The 18276-nt window shown below is 61.6% G+C and carries 13 protein-coding genes, 1 tRNA gene and 1 pseudogene; all 15 read right to left on the bottom strand.

The genetic code is table 11. The features are described from left to right. Nucleotides 1-110 (bottom strand): GTP-binding protein (locus HWW87_RS36780; protein WP_233461887.1); only part of this gene is annotated, 110 nt, incomplete at its 3' end. A gap of 39 nt (nucleotides 111-149) precedes the next feature. After that, nucleotides 150-2252 (bottom strand): elongation factor G, encoded by a 2103-nt coding sequence (fusA, locus tag HWW87_RS36775; protein ID WP_175824372.1) that lies wholly within the window; start codon nucleotides 2250-2252, stop codon nucleotides 150-152. Nucleotides 2253-2375: 123 nt separating this feature from the next. Beyond that, nucleotides 2376-2846, bottom strand: a complete 471-nt coding sequence (gene rpsG, locus HWW87_RS36770; protein ID WP_006477195.1) for a 30S ribosomal protein S7 — start codon at nucleotides 2844-2846, stop codon at nucleotides 2376-2378. Between the two features lie 172 nt (nucleotides 2847-3018). Next, nucleotides 3019-3399, bottom strand: coding sequence for a 30S ribosomal protein S12 (gene rpsL, locus HWW87_RS36765; RefSeq protein WP_006400662.1), 381 nt, complete (start codon nucleotides 3397-3399; stop codon nucleotides 3019-3021). 227 nt (nucleotides 3400-3626) lie between these two features. Then, nucleotides 3627-5474 carry a DNA helicase RecQ gene (gene recQ, locus HWW87_RS36760; RefSeq protein WP_175824371.1) on the bottom strand — a complete coding sequence of 616 codons (1848 nt, stop codon included), beginning with the start codon at nucleotides 5472-5474 and terminating at the stop codon, nucleotides 3627-3629. A gap of 276 nt (nucleotides 5475-5750) precedes the next feature. After that, entirely contained in the window at nucleotides 5751-9995 is a 4245-nt protein-coding gene (gene rpoC / locus HWW87_RS36755) for a DNA-directed RNA polymerase subunit beta' (RefSeq protein ID WP_175824370.1), read from the bottom strand. Nucleotides 9996-10016: 21 nt separating this feature from the next. Continuing rightward, nucleotides 10017-14123, bottom strand: a complete 4107-nt coding sequence (rpoB, locus tag HWW87_RS36750; RefSeq protein ID WP_175824369.1) for a DNA-directed RNA polymerase subunit beta — start codon at nucleotides 14121-14123, stop codon at nucleotides 10017-10019. A gap of 381 nt (nucleotides 14124-14504) precedes the next feature. Further along, nucleotides 14505-14879, bottom strand: a complete 375-nt coding sequence (gene rplL / locus HWW87_RS36745) for a 50S ribosomal protein L7/L12 (protein ID WP_006477198.1) — start codon at nucleotides 14877-14879, stop codon at nucleotides 14505-14507. A gap of 63 nt (nucleotides 14880-14942) precedes the next feature. Further along, complete coding sequence (rplJ, locus tag HWW87_RS36740) at nucleotides 14943-15440, bottom strand: 50S ribosomal protein L10 (protein ID WP_021161756.1); 498 nt, start codon at nucleotides 15438-15440, stop codon at nucleotides 14943-14945. A gap of 308 nt (nucleotides 15441-15748) precedes the next feature. Next, a complete protein-coding gene (gene rplA, locus HWW87_RS36735) occupies nucleotides 15749-16447 on the bottom strand; it encodes a 50S ribosomal protein L1 (protein WP_174434631.1) in 699 nt (232 codons plus the stop codon). Next, nucleotides 16448-16879 carry a 50S ribosomal protein L11 gene (gene rplK / locus HWW87_RS36730; protein WP_006477201.1) on the bottom strand — a complete coding sequence of 144 codons (432 nt, stop codon included), beginning with the start codon at nucleotides 16877-16879 and terminating at the stop codon, nucleotides 16448-16450. A 141-nt stretch (nucleotides 16880-17020) separates the two neighbouring features. Next, nucleotides 17021-17578, bottom strand: coding sequence for a transcription termination/antitermination protein NusG (nusG, locus tag HWW87_RS36725; protein ID WP_006400672.1), 558 nt, complete (start codon nucleotides 17576-17578; stop codon nucleotides 17021-17023). Between the two features lies 1 nt (nucleotide 17579). Continuing rightward, a complete protein-coding gene (secE, locus tag HWW87_RS36720; protein ID WP_006482892.1) occupies nucleotides 17580-17960 on the bottom strand; it encodes a preprotein translocase subunit SecE in 381 nt (126 codons plus the stop codon). A gap of 43 nt (nucleotides 17961-18003) precedes the next feature. After that, nucleotides 18004-18079: transfer RNA gene (locus tag HWW87_RS36715), tRNA-Trp, on the bottom strand. 59 nt (nucleotides 18080-18138) lie between these two features. Further along, nucleotides 18139-18276: pseudogene (locus tag HWW87_RS36710) on the bottom strand (elongation factor Tu); the annotation flags it as partial.

Raw genomic sequence — 18276 nt, 5'->3', positions numbered from 1 at the left:
GTCAGAACCGTCGTGATCGCTGCCGTCAGCGTCGTCTTGCCGTGGTCAACGTGACCAATCGTACCAACGTTCACGTGCGGCTTGGTCCGCTCGAATTTACCTTTTGCCATGATTCTCTTCTTTCAAAAATAATCGATTGTGATAGCGAATTACTTCGACTTCGCGCTGATGATCGCTTCTGCAACGTTCTTCGGGGCTTCAGCGTAGTGCTTGAACTCCATCGTGTACGTTGCGCGACCCTGCGTCAGCGAACGCAGCGACGTGGAATAGCCGAACATTTCCGACAACGGCACTTCGGCGCGCACGATCTTGCCGCCGCCCACCATGTCATCCATACCCTGGATGATGCCGCGACGACCCGACAGGTCGCCCATCACGTTACCCATGAAGTCTTCCGGCGTTTCCACTTCCACGGCCATCATCGGCTCGAGCAGAACCGGATCAGCGCGGCGCATCGCTTCCTTGAACGCCATCGAACCAGCCATGCGGAACGCATTTTCGTTCGAGTCGACGTCGTGGTACGAACCGAACGTCAGCGTGACCTTCACGTCGACGACCGGGAAGCCTGCCAGCACGCCGCTCTTCAGCGTTTCCTGGATACCCTTGTCAACCGACGGGATGTATTCGCGCGGAATCACGCCGCCCTTGATCGCGTCGATGAACTCGTAGCCCTTGCCCAGTTCGCTGCGCTCGAGCGTAATGACCGCATGACCATACTGACCACGGCCACCCGACTGCTTGACGAACTTGCCTTCCACGTCCGCGGCCGACTTGCGAATGGTTTCGCGGTAGGCAACCTGCGGCTTGCCGACGGTCGCTTCCACGCCGAATTCACGCTTCATCCGGTCGACCAGAATTTCGAGGTGGAGCTCGCCCATACCCGAAATGATCGTTTGACCCGATTCTTCGTCGGTCTGCACGCGGAACGACGGATCTTCCTGAGCGAGACGGTTGAGCGCCAGGCCCATCTTCTCCTGGTCAGCCTTCGTCTTCGGCTCGACTGCCTGCGAAATCACCGGCTCCGGGAAAATCATGCGTTCGAGCACGATCGGGTGAGCCGGATCGCACAGCGTGTCGCCCGTGGTCGCTTCCTTCAGGCCGACCGCGGCAGCGATATCGCCAGCGCGAACTTCCTTGATTTCTTCACGCTGGTTCGCGTGCATCTGCAGAATACGGCCGAGACGTTCCTTCTTGTCCTTGGTCGCATTGAGCAGCGTATCGCCCGAATTCACCACGCCCGAGTAGACGCGGAAGAAGATCAGCTGGCCGACGAACGGGTCGGTCATGATCTTGAACGCGAGTGCCGCGAACTTTTCGTCGTCGGCCGCACGGCGCTCCGTCTTCTCGCCGTTTTCGAGTTCACCCGTAACCGGCGGAATATCGACCGGCGACGGCAGGAAATCGATCACGGCGTCGAGCATGCGCTGCACGCCCTTGTTCTTGAACGCGGTGCCGCACAGCATCGGCTGGATTTCGCACGCGATCGTACGGTCGCGCAGACCCTTGACGATCTCGGCTTCGGACAGCTCGCCCGCTTCCAGGTACTTGTTCATCAGGTCTTCACTCGACTCTGCAGCCGCTTCGACCATCTTTTCACGCCATTCGTTGCACGTGTCGACGAGTTCCGCCGGGATGTCCACGTAGTCGAACTTGGTACCTTGCGACGCTTCGTCCCAAATGATCGCCTTCATCTTGATCAGGTCGACGACGCCCTTGAAGCCTTCTTCCGCACCGATCGGCACCACGACCGGAACCGGGTTCGCCTTCAGGCGCAGACGGAGCTGGTCGTAGACCTTGAAGAAGTTCGCGCCGGTACGGTCCATCTTGTTGACGAACGCGAGACGCGGCACCTTGTACTTGTTCGCCTGGCGCCACACCGTTTCCGACTGCGGCTGCACGCCGCCCACTGCGCAGTACACCATGCACGCGCCGTCGAGCACGCGCATCGAGCGCTCCACTTCGATCGTGAAGTCGACGTGGCCCGGGGTGTCGATGATGTTGATGCGGTGTTCCGGATAGTTGCCGCCCATGCCCTTCCAGAAGGCCGTGGTAGCAGCGGACGTGATCGTGATGCCACGCTCTTGTTCCTGCTCCATCCAGTCCATCGTGGCTGCGCCGTCGTGGACTTCACCGATCTTGTGGTTCACACCGGTGTAAAACAGAATGCGCTCGGTCGTCGTCGTCTTGCCGGCGTCGATGTGAGCGCTAATACCGATATTGCGGTAGCGCTCGATAGGAGTCTTGCGAGCCACTTTGATCCTCTACTGGGATGACGCGACGCAGCCCTGCTGCATCACGCTTCAACACAAACGGGCGAGGCGCCTGAAAAGCGCACCCGCCCGGAATTTATTTCCGCAAACAGCCCAGCCAGGCGCTTAGAAACGGAAATGCGAGAACGCGCGGTTGGCTTCTGCCATGCGGTGAACTTCGTCGCGCTTCTTCATCGCGCCGCCACGGCCTTCGGCCGCTTCGGAGAGTTCACCTGCCAGACGCAGAGCCATCGACTTCTCGCTACGCTTCTTCGCAGCCTCACGCAGCCAGCGCATCGCCAATGCCATACGACGCGACGGGCGCACTTCGACCGGAACTTGATAGTTGGCACCACCAACGCGGCGGCTCTTCACTTCGACCACCGGCTTCACGTTGTTGAGCGCAACCGTGAACACTTCCAGCGGGTCCTTGCCACCCTTGGTCTGGATCTGTTCGAATGCGCCATAAACGATGCGCTCTGCGACCGACTTCTTGCCGGACAGCATCAGCATGTTCATGAACTTGGCAACATCAACGTTACCGAACTTCGGATCCGGCAACACTTCCCGCTTGGGGACTTCGCGACGACGCGGCATGATTCTTCCTTTACTTGTTCAGTTGGAGCTGGATTCAGCTCCGCGGCCACCAACAAACCCGATCACATCTTCACGACTAACCAGCTTGGCCGGGTGACCACTTACTCGACAGCACCGGCAATCCGGCACTCCCGCCTCGACCGCCCTGGGGCGATCCCTGATCAAAAACTGCTTACTTGGCAGCCTTTGCACGCTTCGCGCCGTACTTCGAGCGCGCTTGCTTACGGTCCTTGACGCCCTGGGTATCCAGCGAGCCGCGAACCATGTGGTAACGCACACCCGGCAAGTCCTTCACACGGCCGCCGCGGATCAGCACAACCGAGTGCTCCTGCAGGTTGTGGCCTTCACCGCCGATGTACGAAATCACTTCGAAGCCGTTCGTCAGACGAACCTTGGCAACCTTACGGAGTGCCGAGTTAGGCTTCTTAGGCGTCGTCGTGTACACACGGGTGCACACGCCGCGACGCTGGGGGCAGTCCTGCAGGGCCGGGCTCTTGCTCTTCGTCGTTTCCGACTGACGGCCTTTGCGAACCAGTTGGTTGATGGTTGGCATTGTTTATTCCTGAAATTGAACAAAATCTGCACAGCGATTTCGGGCAAAGCGAGAATCGGCGCGCAGTTGACTTCCGAACCGGCGAGACGGACACGAACCTTCGAACGCGACTCGGCCCGCCGAATACCGGAACCCAGCATAATATTCCGGAAATGCCAACTAAGTCAACGGCTTGCGTGATTTACTGGCCGCATGGGCGGTTTACCGGAAGGGTCGGAACACCTGTGTCACGCCGATTCGACGACGTCGATGATCTCGTCGCCGAAGCGCTCGAGCTTGCGCACGCCCATGCCGGGGATATGGCGTAGGTCTTCGATCGTCTCCGGCGCGTTGCGCGCGATCTCGGCGAGCGTCGCATCGTGGAAGATCACGTAGGCCGGCACGCCGTCGGACTTCGCGGTTTCCGCGCGCCACGCGCGCAGCGCGTCCCAGCGTGCGCGCTCGCGCGTGCCCATGCCGGCCGTCGGGTCGACGCGCGTGCCGCTGCGGCTCGACGACTGGCGGGTGCGCTGCGGCTTCACGTAGCGGCGCAGCGTGACCTTCTCCTCGTTCTTCAGCACCGGCTTCGCGGCCTCGGTGAGCATGAGCGCGCCGAAGCCGCCATGGTCGACCGCCAGATAACCGTACGCGACCAGCTGCCGGAAAATCGCGCGCCACTCGGCCTCGGACAACGACGCGCCGATCCCGAACGTGCTGAGCTGGTCGTGGCCGCGCTGCAACACCTTCTCGGTGCGCCCGCCGCGCAGGATCTCGATCAGATGGCTCGAGCCGAAATTGAAGCCGCTCGCGCGCTGCGCACGGAACACGCACGACAGCGCCATCTGCGCCTCGCGCGTCGCGTCCCATGAATCGGGCGGCTCGATGCACGTGTCGCAGTTTCCGCACGGCTGGCTCGCCTCGCCGAAGTAGTTCAGCAGCCGCACGCGGCGGCACGAGATCGTCTCGCACAGCCCGAGCAGCGCGTCGAGCTTCGACGTCTGCACGCGCTTGTGCGCGTCGTCCGCATCGGACTCGTCGATCATCTTGCGCTGCTGGACGACGTCGCCGAGGCCATACGCCATCCATGCGTTCGCCGGCATCCCGTCGCGGCCCGCGCGGCCGGTTTCCTGGTAGTAGCCTTCGACGCTCTTCGGCAAATCGAGGTGCGCGACGAAGCGCACGTCGGGCTTGTCGATGCCCATGCCGAACGCGATCGTCGCGCACATCACGATGCCTTCCTCGCGCTGGAACATTTCCTGGTGCTTCTGCCGCACCTCGAACTCCATTCCCGCGTGATACGGCAGCGCGCGCACGCCCTGCGCCTTCAGCCATTCGGCCGTTTCCTCGACCTTGCGGCGCGACAGGCAATAGACGACACCCGCGTCCGTCGTGCCGTCGGCATTCGTGTGCTCGGCGCGAATGAAATCGAGCAGTTGCGAGCGCGCGTTGTCCTTTTCGACGATCCGGTAGCGGATGTTCGGGCGGTCGAAGCTCGATATGAACACGCGCGCATCGTCGAGCGCGAGACGATGGATGATCTCGTCGCGCGTGATCGCGTCGGCCGTGGCAGTGAGCGCGATGCGCGGCACCGACGGGAACCGCTCGTGCAGCACCGACAGCTGGATGTATTCCGGGCGGAAATCGTGCCCCCACTGCGACACGCAGTGCGCTTCGTCGATCGCGAACAGGCCGATCTTCGCGCGCTCGAGCAGCTCGAGGAAGCGTCCCGTCATTAACCGCTCCGGCGCGACGTACAGCAGGTCGATTTCGCCCTCGCGCAGCGCGCGCTCGGTGGCCGCGGCCTCGGCGCCCGACAGCGTCGAATTCAGGTAGGCCGCGCGCACGCCGACTTCGCTCAACGCGGCGACCTGGTCCTGCATCAGCGCGATCAGCGGCGACACGACGATGCCGGCGCCCTGCCCGGCCTCGCGGCGCAGCAGCGCGGGAATCTGGTAGCACAGCGACTTGCCGCCACCGGTCGGCATCAGCACGAGACAATCGCCGCCGCCGGCGACGTGCTCGACGATCTCGCCCTGCTGGCCGCGAAAGGCGGAATAACCAAAGACTTCGTCGAGTATTTCGAGGGCGCGGGACATGAATGAGACCAAGGACGGCTAAGCGATGACCGCAATTTTAACAACCCGCTCGCGCGACGCGTGGCGAATCGCGCGATGTTGGCCATTCGGTCAGGGTTCGTTCGCGTGCATGACGGGCCTGCCGCGCCCGTACGGGACGCGATCGCGAGGCATGCGCCGGCGCTGCGCAGGCACGTCATGCACGTGAACGAAGGATGAAAAAAAACCGCCCGGCAGAACCGGGCGGTTTCGGTGACAGCGATGATAGCAAGGCAAGGCGGCTTGCGCCGCCCGCGCTTACTCGGCTGCCGGGTGCTGTTGCGGCTCTTCTGCCGGCGCGCTCGGCGTGCCGAAGTCGAATGCCTCTTCCGCTGCGATCTGGTCGAAACGCTCGCGATCCGACGATTCCTTCGCCTTGCGTGCCTTGTGGAACGCGAGACCCGTACCGGCCGGAATCAGACGGCCGACGATCACGTTTTCCTTCAGGCCACGCAGATCGTCGCGCTTGCCCATGATCGCCGCTTCGGTCAGCACGCGGGTCGTTTCCTGGAACGATGCCGCGGAGATGAACGAGTCGGTCGACAGCGACGCCTTCGTGATACCGAGCAGCACGTTGTCGTACGAAGCCGGACGCTTGCCCTCGGCGATCATGCGATCGTTCTCGTCCAGCATGTCGGAACGCTCGACCTGTTCGCCCGGGATGAAGCGCGTATCGCCGTTGTCGGTGATCTGCACACGACGCAGCATCTGGCGAACGATCACCTCGATGTGCTTGTCGTTGATCTTCACGCCCTGCAGACGGTACACGTCCTGCACTTCGTCGACGATGTAGCGCGACAGCGCCTCGATACCCTGCAAACGCAGGATGTCGTGCGGATCGGCCGGACCGTCCACGATCATTTCGCCCTTGTTGACGACCTGGGCATCGTGAACCAGAACCTGCTTTTCCTTCGCGATCAGGAACTCGTGCTGGTTGCCCTCGAGATCCGTGATGACGAGACGCTGCTTGCCCTTCGTGTCCTTACCGAACGACGTCGTACCGGTGACTTCCGCGAGAATGCCGGCATCCTTCGGCGAACGCGCTTCGAACAGTTCCGCCACCCGCGGCAGACCGCCGGTAATGTCACGCGTCTTCTGCGCTTCCGTCGGGATACGTGCGAGCACTTCACCGACCTGCACCTGCTGGCCATCCTTCACGGTGATCAGTGCGCCGACCTGGAAGCCGATCTGCACCGCGTGCTCCGTGCCCGGAATCTTCACTTCCTCGCCGTTCGCGTCGAGCAGCTTCACCTGCGGACGCACGCTCTTCGAAGCCTGCGAACCGCGACGCTTCACGTCGATCACGACCAGCGTCGACAGGCCGGTCACGTCGTCGATCTGCTTCGCGACGGTCACGCCTTCCTCGACGTTCTCGAACTTCACCGTACCACCGTACTCGGTGATGATCGGACGCGTCAGCGGATCCCACGTGGCGAGCTGCGTACCGGCCTTGATCGTCGCGCCGTCGAGCTGCAGCAGCGTCGCGCCGTACGGCACTTTGTGACGCTCGCGCTCGCGACCGAAGTCGTCGGTGATCATCGCTTCGCCCGAGCGGGAAATGACGATCTGCTCGCCCTTCGCGTTCGTGACGTAGCGCATCGTCGCCGTGAAGCGGACGATACCGTTGCTCTTCGCTTCGACCGACGAAGCCACTGCCGCACGCGATGCCGCACCACCGATGTGGAACGTACGCATCGTCAGCTGCGTGCCCGGTTCACCGATCGACTGCGCCGCGATCACGCCGACTGCTTCGCCGACGTTCACGAGCGAGCCGCGGCCGAGGTCGCGGCCGTAGCAGGCTGCGCACAGGCCGTAACGCGTTTCGCAGGTCAGCGGCGTGCGCACGCGCACTTCGTCGATGCCGAGGCGTTCGATTTCCTCGACCGCCGTTTCGTCGAGCAGCGTGCCCGATTCGTACAGCGTTTCCTGCGTTTCCGGGTTCACGACGTCCGCCACCGCGACGCGGCCGAGGATACGGTCGCGCAGCGCTTCAACGACTTCACCGCCTTCGACGAGCGCCTTCATCGCCACGCCGTTCGACGTGCCGCAATCGTCTTCCACCACGACCAGATCCTGCGTGACGTCGACCAGACGACGCGTCAGGTAACCCGAGTTCGCGGTCTTCAGTGCCGTATCAGCCAGACCCTTACGTGCACCGTGGGTCGAGATGAAGTACTGCAACACGTTCAGACCTTCGCGGAAGTTCGCGGTAATCGGCGTCTCGATAATCGAGCCGTCCGGCTTCGCCATCAGGCCCCGCATACCGGCCAGCTGACGAATCTGAACCGCCGAACCCCGGGCGCCCGAGTCGGCCATCATGTAGATCGAGTTGAACGACTCCTGGCGCGTCTCGTTGCCGTCGCGGTCCGTCACCGGCTCCGTCGACAGCTGCTCCATCATCGCCTTGCCGACCGCTTCCGACGTTGCCGACCAGATGTCGACCACGTTGTTGTAGCGTTCCTGCGCGGTGACGAGACCCGACATGTACTGGCGGTCGTACTCCTTCACCTTCTTCGCGGCGTCGCCGACGATCGTTTCCTTCTGCGGCGGCACGAGCATGTCGTCCACGCAGATCGAGATGCCGGCACGCGTCGCGAGACGGAAACCCGACTGCATCAGCTGGTCGGCGAACACCACCGTCGCGCGCAGACCGCACTTGCGGAACGCGGTGTTGATCAGGCGCGAGATTTCCTTCTTCTTCAGCGGCTTGTTCAGCACCGAGAACGGCAGGCCGTGCGGCAGGATCTCCGACAGGATCGCGCGACCGACGGTCGTCGCGTACAGCGAGATCTTCGGCACGAACGGCGGCGCGCCTTCCGACGTGTCCTCGTTGTGGACCATTTCGGTGATCCGCACGTTGACGCGCGAGGCCAGCTCGACTTCCTTGTTCTCGTACGCGCGGATCACTTCCGACACGCCCGTGAACGACAGGCCTTCGCCCTTGCCGTTGACCGCTTCGCGGGTCGCGTAGTACAGACCCAGCACGATATCCTGCGACGGCACGATCGACGGATCGCCGTTGGCCGGGAACAGCACGTTGTTCGACGCCAGCATCAGCGTGCGCGCTTCCATCTGCGCTTCGAGCGACAGCGGCACGTGAACGGCCATCTGGTCACCGTCGAAGTCGGCGTTGAACGCCGCGCAGACGAGCGGGTGCAGCTGAATCGCCTTGCCTTCGATCAGCACCGGCTCGAACGCCTGGATACCGAGACGGTGCAGCGTCGGCGCACGGTTCAGCATCACCGGGTGCTCGCGGATCACCTCTTCGAGGATGTCCCACACCACCGGCGTCTGGTTCTCGACTTCCTTCTTCGCAGCCTTGATGGTCGTCGCGACGCCCATCACTTCCAGCTTGTTGAAGATGAACGGCTTGAACAGCTCGAGCGCCATCAGCTTCGGCAGGCCGCACTGGTGCAGCTTCAGCGTCGGGCCGACCACGATGACCGAACGGCCCGAGTAGTCGACGCGCTTGCCCAGCAGGTTCTGACGGAAACGCCCGCCCTTGCCCTTGATCATGTCGGCGAGCGACTTCAGCGGACGCTTGTTCGCGCCCGTCATCGCCTTGCCGCGACGACCGTTGTCGAGCAGCGAGTCGACGGCCTCCTGCAGCATCCGCTTTTCGTTGCGGACGATGATTTCAGGCGCCTTCAGCTCGAGCAGACGCTTCAACCGGTTGTTACGGTTGATCACGCGGCGATACAGGTCGTTCAGGTCCGACGTCGCGAAACGGCCGCCGTCCAGCGGCACGAGCGGACGCAGTTCCGGCGGCAGCACCGGCAGCACTTCGAGGATCATCCACTCGGGCTTGATGCCCGAGCGCTGGAATGCCTCGAGGACCTTCAGGCGCTTCGCGTACTTCTTGATCTTCGCTTCCGAGCCGGTGTTCTTCAGCTCGGTGCGCAGCGTCTCGACCTGCTCGTCGATGTTGATCGCGCGCAGCAGTTCACGCACGCCTTCCGCGCCCATTTCGGCACGGAATTCGTCGCCGTATTCCTCGACCTTGTTGTAGTAATCCTCTTCGGTCATGATCTGCCGCGCCTTCAGCGGCGTCATGCCCGGTTCGATCACCACGTACGCTTCGAAGTACAGCACGCGTTCGATGTCGCGCAGCGTCATGTCGAGCACCATGCCCAGACGCGACGGCAGCGACTTCAGGAACCAGATGTGCGCGACCGGCGAGGCCAGCTCGATGTGGCCCATCCGTTCGCGACGCACCTTCGCCAGCGTCACTTCGACGCCGCACTTCTCGCAGATCACGCCGCGGTGCTTCAGGCGCTTGTACTTGCCGCACAGGCACTCGTAGTCCTTGATCGGCCCGAAGATCTTCGCGCAGAAGAGACCATCGCGTTCCGGCTTGAACGTACGGTAGTTGATGGTCTCCGGCTTCTTCACTTCGCCGAACGACCACGAACGGATCTTGTCGGGCGAGGCCAGACCGATCTTGATCGCGTCGAAAACTTCTTCCTGTTGGACTTGCTTGAATAGATCGAGCAGAGCTTTCATTGCTTTCTCTCCGTAGTCCGATTAATTGCGGTCGAGATCGATATCGATACCGAGCGAGCGGATTTCCTTCACGAGCACGTTGAAGGATTCCGGCATGCCTGCATCGATGACGTGATCGCCCTTGACGAGGTTCTCGTAAACCTTCGTCCGGCCGTTCACGTCGTCCGACTTCACCGTCAGCATTTCCTGCAGCACGTAGGACGCGCCGTACGCTTCGAGTGCCCACACTTCCATTTCACCGAAACGCTGGCCACCGAACTGCGCCTTACCACCCAGCGGCTGCTGCGTGACGAGCGAGTACGGGCCGGTCGAACGCGCGTGCATCTTGTCGTCGACCAAGTGGTGCAGCTTCAGGTAGTGCATGTAGCCGAGCGTCACGCGACGTTCGAACATTTCACCCGTGCGGCCGTCGTACAGGCGGACCTGGTTCTTCGACGGGTTCATGCCGAGCTGTTCGGCGATGTCGTCCGGGAACGCGAGGTCGAGCATCTTGCCCATTTCTTCCTCGGTCGCACCGTCGAACACCGGCGTCGCGAACGGCACGCCTTCGCGCAGGTTCTTCGCGAGTTCGAGGATCTCTTCGTCGGTGAAGCTTTCCAGATCTTCCTGGCGGCCCGACTCGTTGTAGATCTTCGTCAGGAACGTGCGCATTTCCTCGATCTTCGCCTGACGCTGCAGCATTTCGCCGATACGCCAGCCGAGGCCCTTCGCGGCCCAGCCGAGGTGCACTTCCAGAACCTGACCCACGTTCATCCGCGACGGCACGCCGAGCGGGTTCAGCACGACGTCTGCCGGACGGCCATCGGCCATGTACGGCATGTCTTCGATCGGAACGATCTTCGACACGACACCCTTGTTACCGTGACGGCCTGCCATCTTGTCGCCAGGCTGCAGACGGCGCTTCACCGCGAGGTACACCTTGACCATCTTCAGCACGCCCGGCGGCAGTTCGTCGCCTTGCGTGAGCTTCTTGCGCTTCTCTTCGAACGCGAGGTCGAACTGGTGACGCTTCTCTTCGATCGAGTTCTTGATCGCTTCGAGCGATGCCGCTGCTTCGTCGTCCGCGAGGCGGATGTCGAACCAGTGGTAGTGATCGAGGTCTTCCAGGTAAGCCTGGTCGATCTTCGTGCCCTTCGCGAGCTTCTTCGGACCGCCGTTCGCGACCTTGCCCACCAGCATGCGTGCGAGACGCTGGAACGCGTCGCCTTCCACGATGCGCAGCTGGTCGTTCAAGTCGAGACGGTAACGCTTCAGTTCGTCGTCGATGATCTGTTGCGCACGCTTGTCGCGCTGGATGCCTTCACGCGTGAACACCTGGACGTCGATCACGGTGCCGCTCATGCCCGACGGCACGCGCAGCGACGTGTCCTTCACGTCCGAAGCCTTCTCGCCGAAGATCGCGCGCAGCAGCTTCTCTTCCGGCGTCAGCTGGGTCTCGCCCTTCGGCGTGACCTTGCCGACCAGCACGTCGCCTGCTTCGACTTCCGCACCGATGTACACGATGCCCGATTCGTCGAGACGGCCGAGCTGGACTTCCGCCAGGTTCGAGATGTCGCGCGTGATTTCTTCCGGCCCGAGCTTCGTGTCGCGTGCAACGACGTTCAGCTCTTCGATGTGGATCGACGTGTAGCGATCGTCCGCGACCACCTTCTCCGAGATCAGGATCGAATCCTCGAAGTTGTAGCCGTTCCACGGCATGAACGCGATCAGCATGTTCTGGCCGAGCGCGAGCTCGCCCAGGTCCGTCGAGGCGCCGTCGGCCAGCACGTCGCCGCGCGAGACCTTGTCGCCCATCTTCACGATCGGACGCTGGTTGATGTTCGTGTTCTGGTTCGAACGCGTGTACTTGATCAGGTTGTAGATGTCGACACCGACTTCACCTGCGACCGCTTCGTCGTCGTTCACGCGAATCACGATACGGCCTGCGTCGACGTAGTCGACCACACCGCCGCGGAACGCCTGGACCGTCGTACCCGAGTCGACCGCGCAGGTGCGCTCGATGCCCGTACCGACGACCGGCTTTTCCGGACGCAGACACGGCACGGCCTGACGCTGCATGTTCGAACCCATCAGTGCACGGTTCGCGTCATCGTGCTCGAGGAACGGGATCAGCGATGCGGCAACCGACACGATCTGCGACGGCGCGACGTCCATGTACTGGATACGGTCCGGCGTGACCATCATCGTTTCGCCGGCTTCCCGCGACGACACGAGTTCGTCGATCAGCGTGCCGTTCTCGTCGATCGCGGCGTTCGCCTGAGCGATCATGTAGCGGCCTTCCTCGATCGCCGACAGGTAGTCGATCTGGTCGGTCACCTTGCTGTCCACGACCTTGCGGTACGGCGTCTCGAGGAAGCCGTATTCGTTCAGGTGCGCGTACAGTGCGAGCGAGTTGATCAGGCCGATGTTCGGACCTTCCGGCGTTTCGATCGGGCACACGCGGCCGTAGTGGGTCGGGTGCACGTCGCGGACTTCGAAGCCTGCGCGCTCGCGCGTCAGACCGCCCGGGCCCAGTGCGGAAACACGGCGCTTGTGCGTGATTTCCGACAGCGGGTTGGTCTGGTCCATGAACTGCGACAGCTGCGACGAACCGAAGAACTCGCGGATCGCCGACGAAATCGGCTTCGAGTTGATCAGGTCGTGCGGCATCAGGTTTTCGCTTTCGGCCTGGCCGAGGCGTTCCTTGACCGCGCGCTCGACACGCACGAGACCCGCGCGGAACTGGTTTTCCGCCAGTTCGCCGACGCAACGCACGCGACGGTTGCCGAGGTGGTCGATATCGTCCACTTCGCCCTTGCCGTTGCGCAGCTCGACGAGGATCTTGATCGTCGCGAGGATGTCGTCGTCCTGCAGCGTCATCGGGCCGACGATCTCGTCACGGCCGACGCGGCGGTTGAACTTCATGCGGCCGACCTTCGACAGGTCGTACGCTTCTTCGCTGTAGAACAGGCGGTTGAACAGGGCTTCGACCGCTTCTTCGGTCGGCGGCTCGCCCGGACGCATCATGCGGTAGATCGCGATGCGCGCGGCCGTCCGGTCCGTCGTTTCGTCGACACGCAGCGTCGACGAGATGTACGGGCCTTGATCCAGATCGTTCGTGTAGAGCGTCTGGATGTCCTTGATGCCCGCTTCGCGCAGCTTCTCGAGCACGCTTTCCGTGACTTCGTCGTTCGCGCTCGCGATCACCTCGCCGGTGTCGCCGTCGACGACGTTCTTCGCCAGCACGCGGCCGAGCAGATAGTCTTCCGGCACCGAGATGAACTTGGTCTTCGCGGCTTCGAGGTCGCGAATGTGCTTCGCGTTGATCCGCTTGTCCTTCTGGACGATGACCTTGCCGTCGCGATCCGTGATGTCGAAACGCGCGACTTCACCACGCAGGCGCTCGGGCACGAACTCGAGTTGCGCGCCTTCGTCCATCAGCGTGAAGTTGTCGAACACGAAGAAGTTCGCGAGGATCTGTTCCGGCGTCAGGCCGATGGCCTTCAGCAGGATCGTGACCGGCATCTTGCGGCGACGGTCGACGCGGAAGTACAGGATGTCCTTCGGATCGAATTCGAAGTCGAGCCACGAGCCGCGGTACGGAATGATCCGTGCCGAGAACAGCAGCTTGCCCGAGCTGTGCGTCTTGCCCTTGTCGTGTTCGAAGAACACGCCCGGCGAACGGTGCAGCTGCGAGACGATGACACGCTCGGTGCCGTTGATGACGAACGAGCCCGTCGGCGTCATGAGCGGAATTTCGCCCATGTACACTTCCTGCTCCTTCACTTCCTTGACGACCGGCTTGTTCGGCGATTCCTTGTCGAGGATGACGAGGCGGACCTTCGCGCGCAGCGCGGAGCAGTACGTCAGGCCACGCTGCTGGCATTCCTTGATGTTGAATGCCGGCGAGGACAGCGCATAGCTCACGAACTCGAGGCGCGCGAAACCGTTGTGCGAAACAATGGGAAATACCGATGTGAACGCGGCCTGCAAACCTTCGGGCTTGCGTTGTGTCGCCGGCACATCGGCTTGCAGAAACGTGCTGAATGATTCAAGCTGGGTAGCCAGCAAGAACGGAACTTGGTGAACGATGGGGCGCTTCGCGAAACTCTTGCGAATGCGCTTCTTCTCGGTGAAGGAATATTGCATACGATCTCCGAATCACGGCGGGTGCTATCGAGGCGGAATACCTGGACGTTTCAAACCCGAGTGTTCACCGACTGAGACCCGATGGCCGTTCGACGGCTTGAACGAGCCGAGAAGCTTGGTGGTTGGCCGCTACCAACCGCTGGCTGACGGCAGCGGATGCCTGTGTTGCCCGCTACCCGACCAAACTTGCCTTCTGCAGTCGCTTCAGAAGACAAAGAGAACCGCCAATCGTGAGTGATTCATCACAACGATCAGGCGGTTTTCTTTGGCTTCTGGGGCCGATTATTCGGGCTCCCGAATGAGTGCCAGAATAACGTCCCCACAAAGCACAAAAAGGCCGGCGGTGAAAATACCGCCAGCCTTCGCACAGCGCGCCGAAACTTACTTGACTTCGACCTTCGCGCCAGCTTCTTCCAGCTTCTTCTTGGCTTCTTCAGCAGCAGCCTTGTCGACGCCTTCCTTGACGGGCTTCGGTGCACCGTCAACCAGGTCCTTCGCTTCCTTCAGGCCCAGGCCCGTCAGTTCGCGAACGGCCTTGATGACCGAAACCTTGTTGGCGCCGGCTTCAGCCAGGACGACCGTGAATTCGGTCTTCTCTTCTGCTGCAGCAGCTGCGCCGCCGCCTGCCGGGCCAGCGACTGCCACTGCAGCTGCCGACACGCCAAACTTCTCTTCGAACGCCTTGACCAGTTCGTTCAGTTCCAGAACGGTCATCCCTTCGACTGCTGCCAGGATGTCTTCTTTTGCGATTGCCATTTGAAATACTCCTAAATTGAATTCGGATACAGCCAGCGATCAATGACGCTGATGCACGTTCGATTACGCAGCTTCTGCTTGCTTCTTCTCGGCCAGCGCGGCGAGAGCACGCGCGAAGCCCGAAACAGGCGATTGCATAACGAACAGCAGCTTCGAGAGCAGTTCTTCGCGGCTCGGGATGCTTGCCAGCGCTTGCACGCCAGCCTTGTCCATCACCTTGCCATCGAACGAACCAGCCTTGATGACCAACTTGTCATTGCTCTTGCTGAAGTCGTTGACGACCTTAGCAGCAGCAATTGCATCTTCCGAGATGCCGTAGATCAACGGGCCAGTCATCTGCTCTGCCAGCGGAGCAAACGGCGTACCTTCGACAGCGCGACGCGCCAGCGTGTTCTTCAACACGCGCAGGTAAACCTGTTGCTCACGCGCTTTCGCGCGCAGCTTGGTCAGATCGCCAACCGCAATTCCACGATACTCAGCCAGCACAACGGTCTGGGCCTTCGCGACTTGCGCGGAAACCTCAGCGACGACGGCTTGCTTGTCTTCTCTATTAAGCGGCACGGTTAGCCTCCAGAAACGATACGTTCGGCGTGGCCGGTATGGCCGAAACCTCACGTACCTCGTTCAACAACGGCGTCCGACCTCGTTAGGAGTATTTCCACCTCACGCCGCGAATCGCTTCGCGGCCTGCGGCTTCACCACTGCAAAACTTTTTCGGGTTCGCCATCTGCGTTGGCTTGAATTAAGGGATCGCCTGACTGCTGCGCCCCACCAACGGTCTTTGATAACCGGTTGTTCACCCTACTGCACGAACAACCGCCCAAAGCCCATGTAGGCCGCTTCGCGAACGAAGCGGCCCGAATACTTGCTTACTGCGCTGCCAGCGTAGCCTGGTCGACACGCACGCCGACGCCCATCGTGCTCGACAGTGCGATCTTGCGCAGGTACACGCCCTTGCTCGTTGCCGGCTTTGCCTTCTGCAGCGCTTCGACCAGCGCCGACAGGTTCGAACGCAGCGCGCTCGGCTCGAACGATGCACGGCCGATGGTCGCGTGAATGATACCGGCCTTGTCGACACGGAATTGCACCTGACCAGCCTTCGCGTTCTTGACGGCGGTTGCAACGTCCGGCGTGACCGTACCGACCTTCGGGTTCGGCATCAGGCCGCGCGGGCCGAGGATCTGGCCGAGCGTACCGACGATACGCATCGTGTCCGGCGACGCGATCACGATGTCGAAGTCCATCTGGCCAGCCTTGATCTGCTCAGCCAGGTCTTCCATACCGACGATTTCCGCGCCTGCTGCACGAGCCTGCTCGGCCTTCTCGCCTTGCGCGAACACGGCAACGCGAACCGACTTGCCCGTACCTGCCGGCAGAACGACCGAACCACGAACGACCTGGTCCGACTTCTTCGCATCGATGCCGAGCTGGACTGCGACGTCGATCGACTCGTCGAACTTCGCGCTCGCGCATTCCTTCACGAGGCTCAGTGCGTCTTCGATCGCGTACAGCTTCTGACGGTCGACCTTGGCGGCAAATGCCTGACGGCGCTTGGAGATCTTAGCCATTTACACGCCCTCCACAGTGATACCCATCGAGCGTGCGCTACCAGCGATGGTGCGAACGGCTGCGTCCAGATCAGCTGCCGTAAGGTCCGGCATCTTGGTCTTCGCGATTTCTTCGGCTTGAGCGCGCGTGATCGAACCGACCTTGTCGGTGTGCGGCTTGCTCGAGCCCTTGTCCACCTTCGCCGCCTTCTTGATCAGGACGGTCGCCGGCGGCGTCTTCATCACGAACGTGAAGCTCTTGTCAGCGAATGCCGTGATGACCACCGGCACCGGCAGACCCGGCTCCATGCCTTGAGTCTGCGCGTTGAACGCCTTGCAGAACTCCATGATGTTCAGGCCGCGCTGGCCCAGTGCCGGACCGACCGGCGGCGACGGGTTGGCTTTACCTGCAGGGATCTGCAGCTTGATAAAGCCGATAATCTTCTTTGCCATTTGAAACCTCATTGGAACGCCGGAGAAGGCGTTCGGTGAGTGATAACGCGCTTTCGCCGCAGGCTACTGACGCTCCTCAACGGCCATGACGCGGGCCGTAAGCGCGAAGGTGGGCAGCCAAGGCTGCCCACCGAATCGGGATCAAACTTTTTCGACCTGACCGAACTCGAGTTCGACCGGGGTGGAGCGGCCAAAAATGGTGACCGACACACGCACGCGCGATTTCTCGTAGTTGACTTCTTCGACGGTGCCGTTGAAGTCCGTGAACGGGCCTTCCTTGACACGCACCATCTCGCCGACTTCGAACAGGGTCTTCGGGCGCGGCTTTTCGACGCCTTCCTGCATCTGCGACATGATCTTCTCGACTTCCTTCGGGGAAATCGGGGTCGGGCGGTTACGTGCACCGCCGACGAAACCGGTGACCTTCGCGGTGTTCTTCACGAGGTGCCACGTTTCGTCCGTCATTTCCATTTCCACCAGCACGTAGCCGGGGAAGAAACGACGCTCGGTCACAGCCTTGTGGCCACCTTTGACTTCGACCACTTCTTCGGTCGGGACCAGGATCTGACCGAATTTGTCCTGCATGCCAGCACGTTCGATGCGCTCCTGAAGCGCACGTTGCACGCTCTTCTCCATACCGGAGTAGGCGTGCACGACGTACCAACGTTTTCCGCTCGGGGATGCCGGAGTATCGCTCATATCATTTCCAACCCAGAATCGCCGAGAAAATCACCCATTCGATCGATTTGTCACTCAACCAGAGGAAAATCGCCATCACGAGCACGAAACCGAACACGACGAGTGTGGTTTGCGTTGCCTCCTTGCGGGTGGGCCATACGACCTTCCGGACTTCCTTGTACGAATCCTTGGCAAACGCGATGAGACTCTTGCCAGGGGCGGACATCAGCCCGACGGCCACGCCAGCGATGATACCTACCGCCAACGCGGCACCGCGGACATACCACTGCTGATTGGCCAGCCAGAAGAAGCCCACGAATCCGGCCAAGACCAACAATACGCCCAGGGCCAGCATCAGCTTATCGCCGGAGGTATTTACAGTTTCGACGGATGGATTCGCCATAACACCTTAAAACAAATGCCACGTAGGACACGTGGCTATTTTTTGGCAGGGGCAGAGGGAATCGAACCCCCAACCTTCGGTTTTGGAGACCGACGCTCTGCCAGTTGAGCTATACCCCTAAACCATGTTGGGGCCGGCTGCTGCCAGCCCCAAAACTGTCGATCAACGAATAACTGGCTTACTCGATGATCTTGGCGACGACGCCGGCGCCGACGGTACGGCCACCTTCGCGGATCGCGAAGCGCAGACCTTCTTCCATCGCGATCGGAGCGATCAGCTTCACCGTGATCGACACGTTGTCGCCCGGCATCACCAT

The organism is Burkholderia sp. BCC0419 (assembly GCF_902830285.1).
Lineage (GTDB): Bacteria > Pseudomonadota > Gammaproteobacteria > Burkholderiales > Burkholderiaceae > Burkholderia.
Note: the sequence above shows the minus strand (reverse complement) of the source record. Positions and strands in the feature narration are given on the sequence as shown.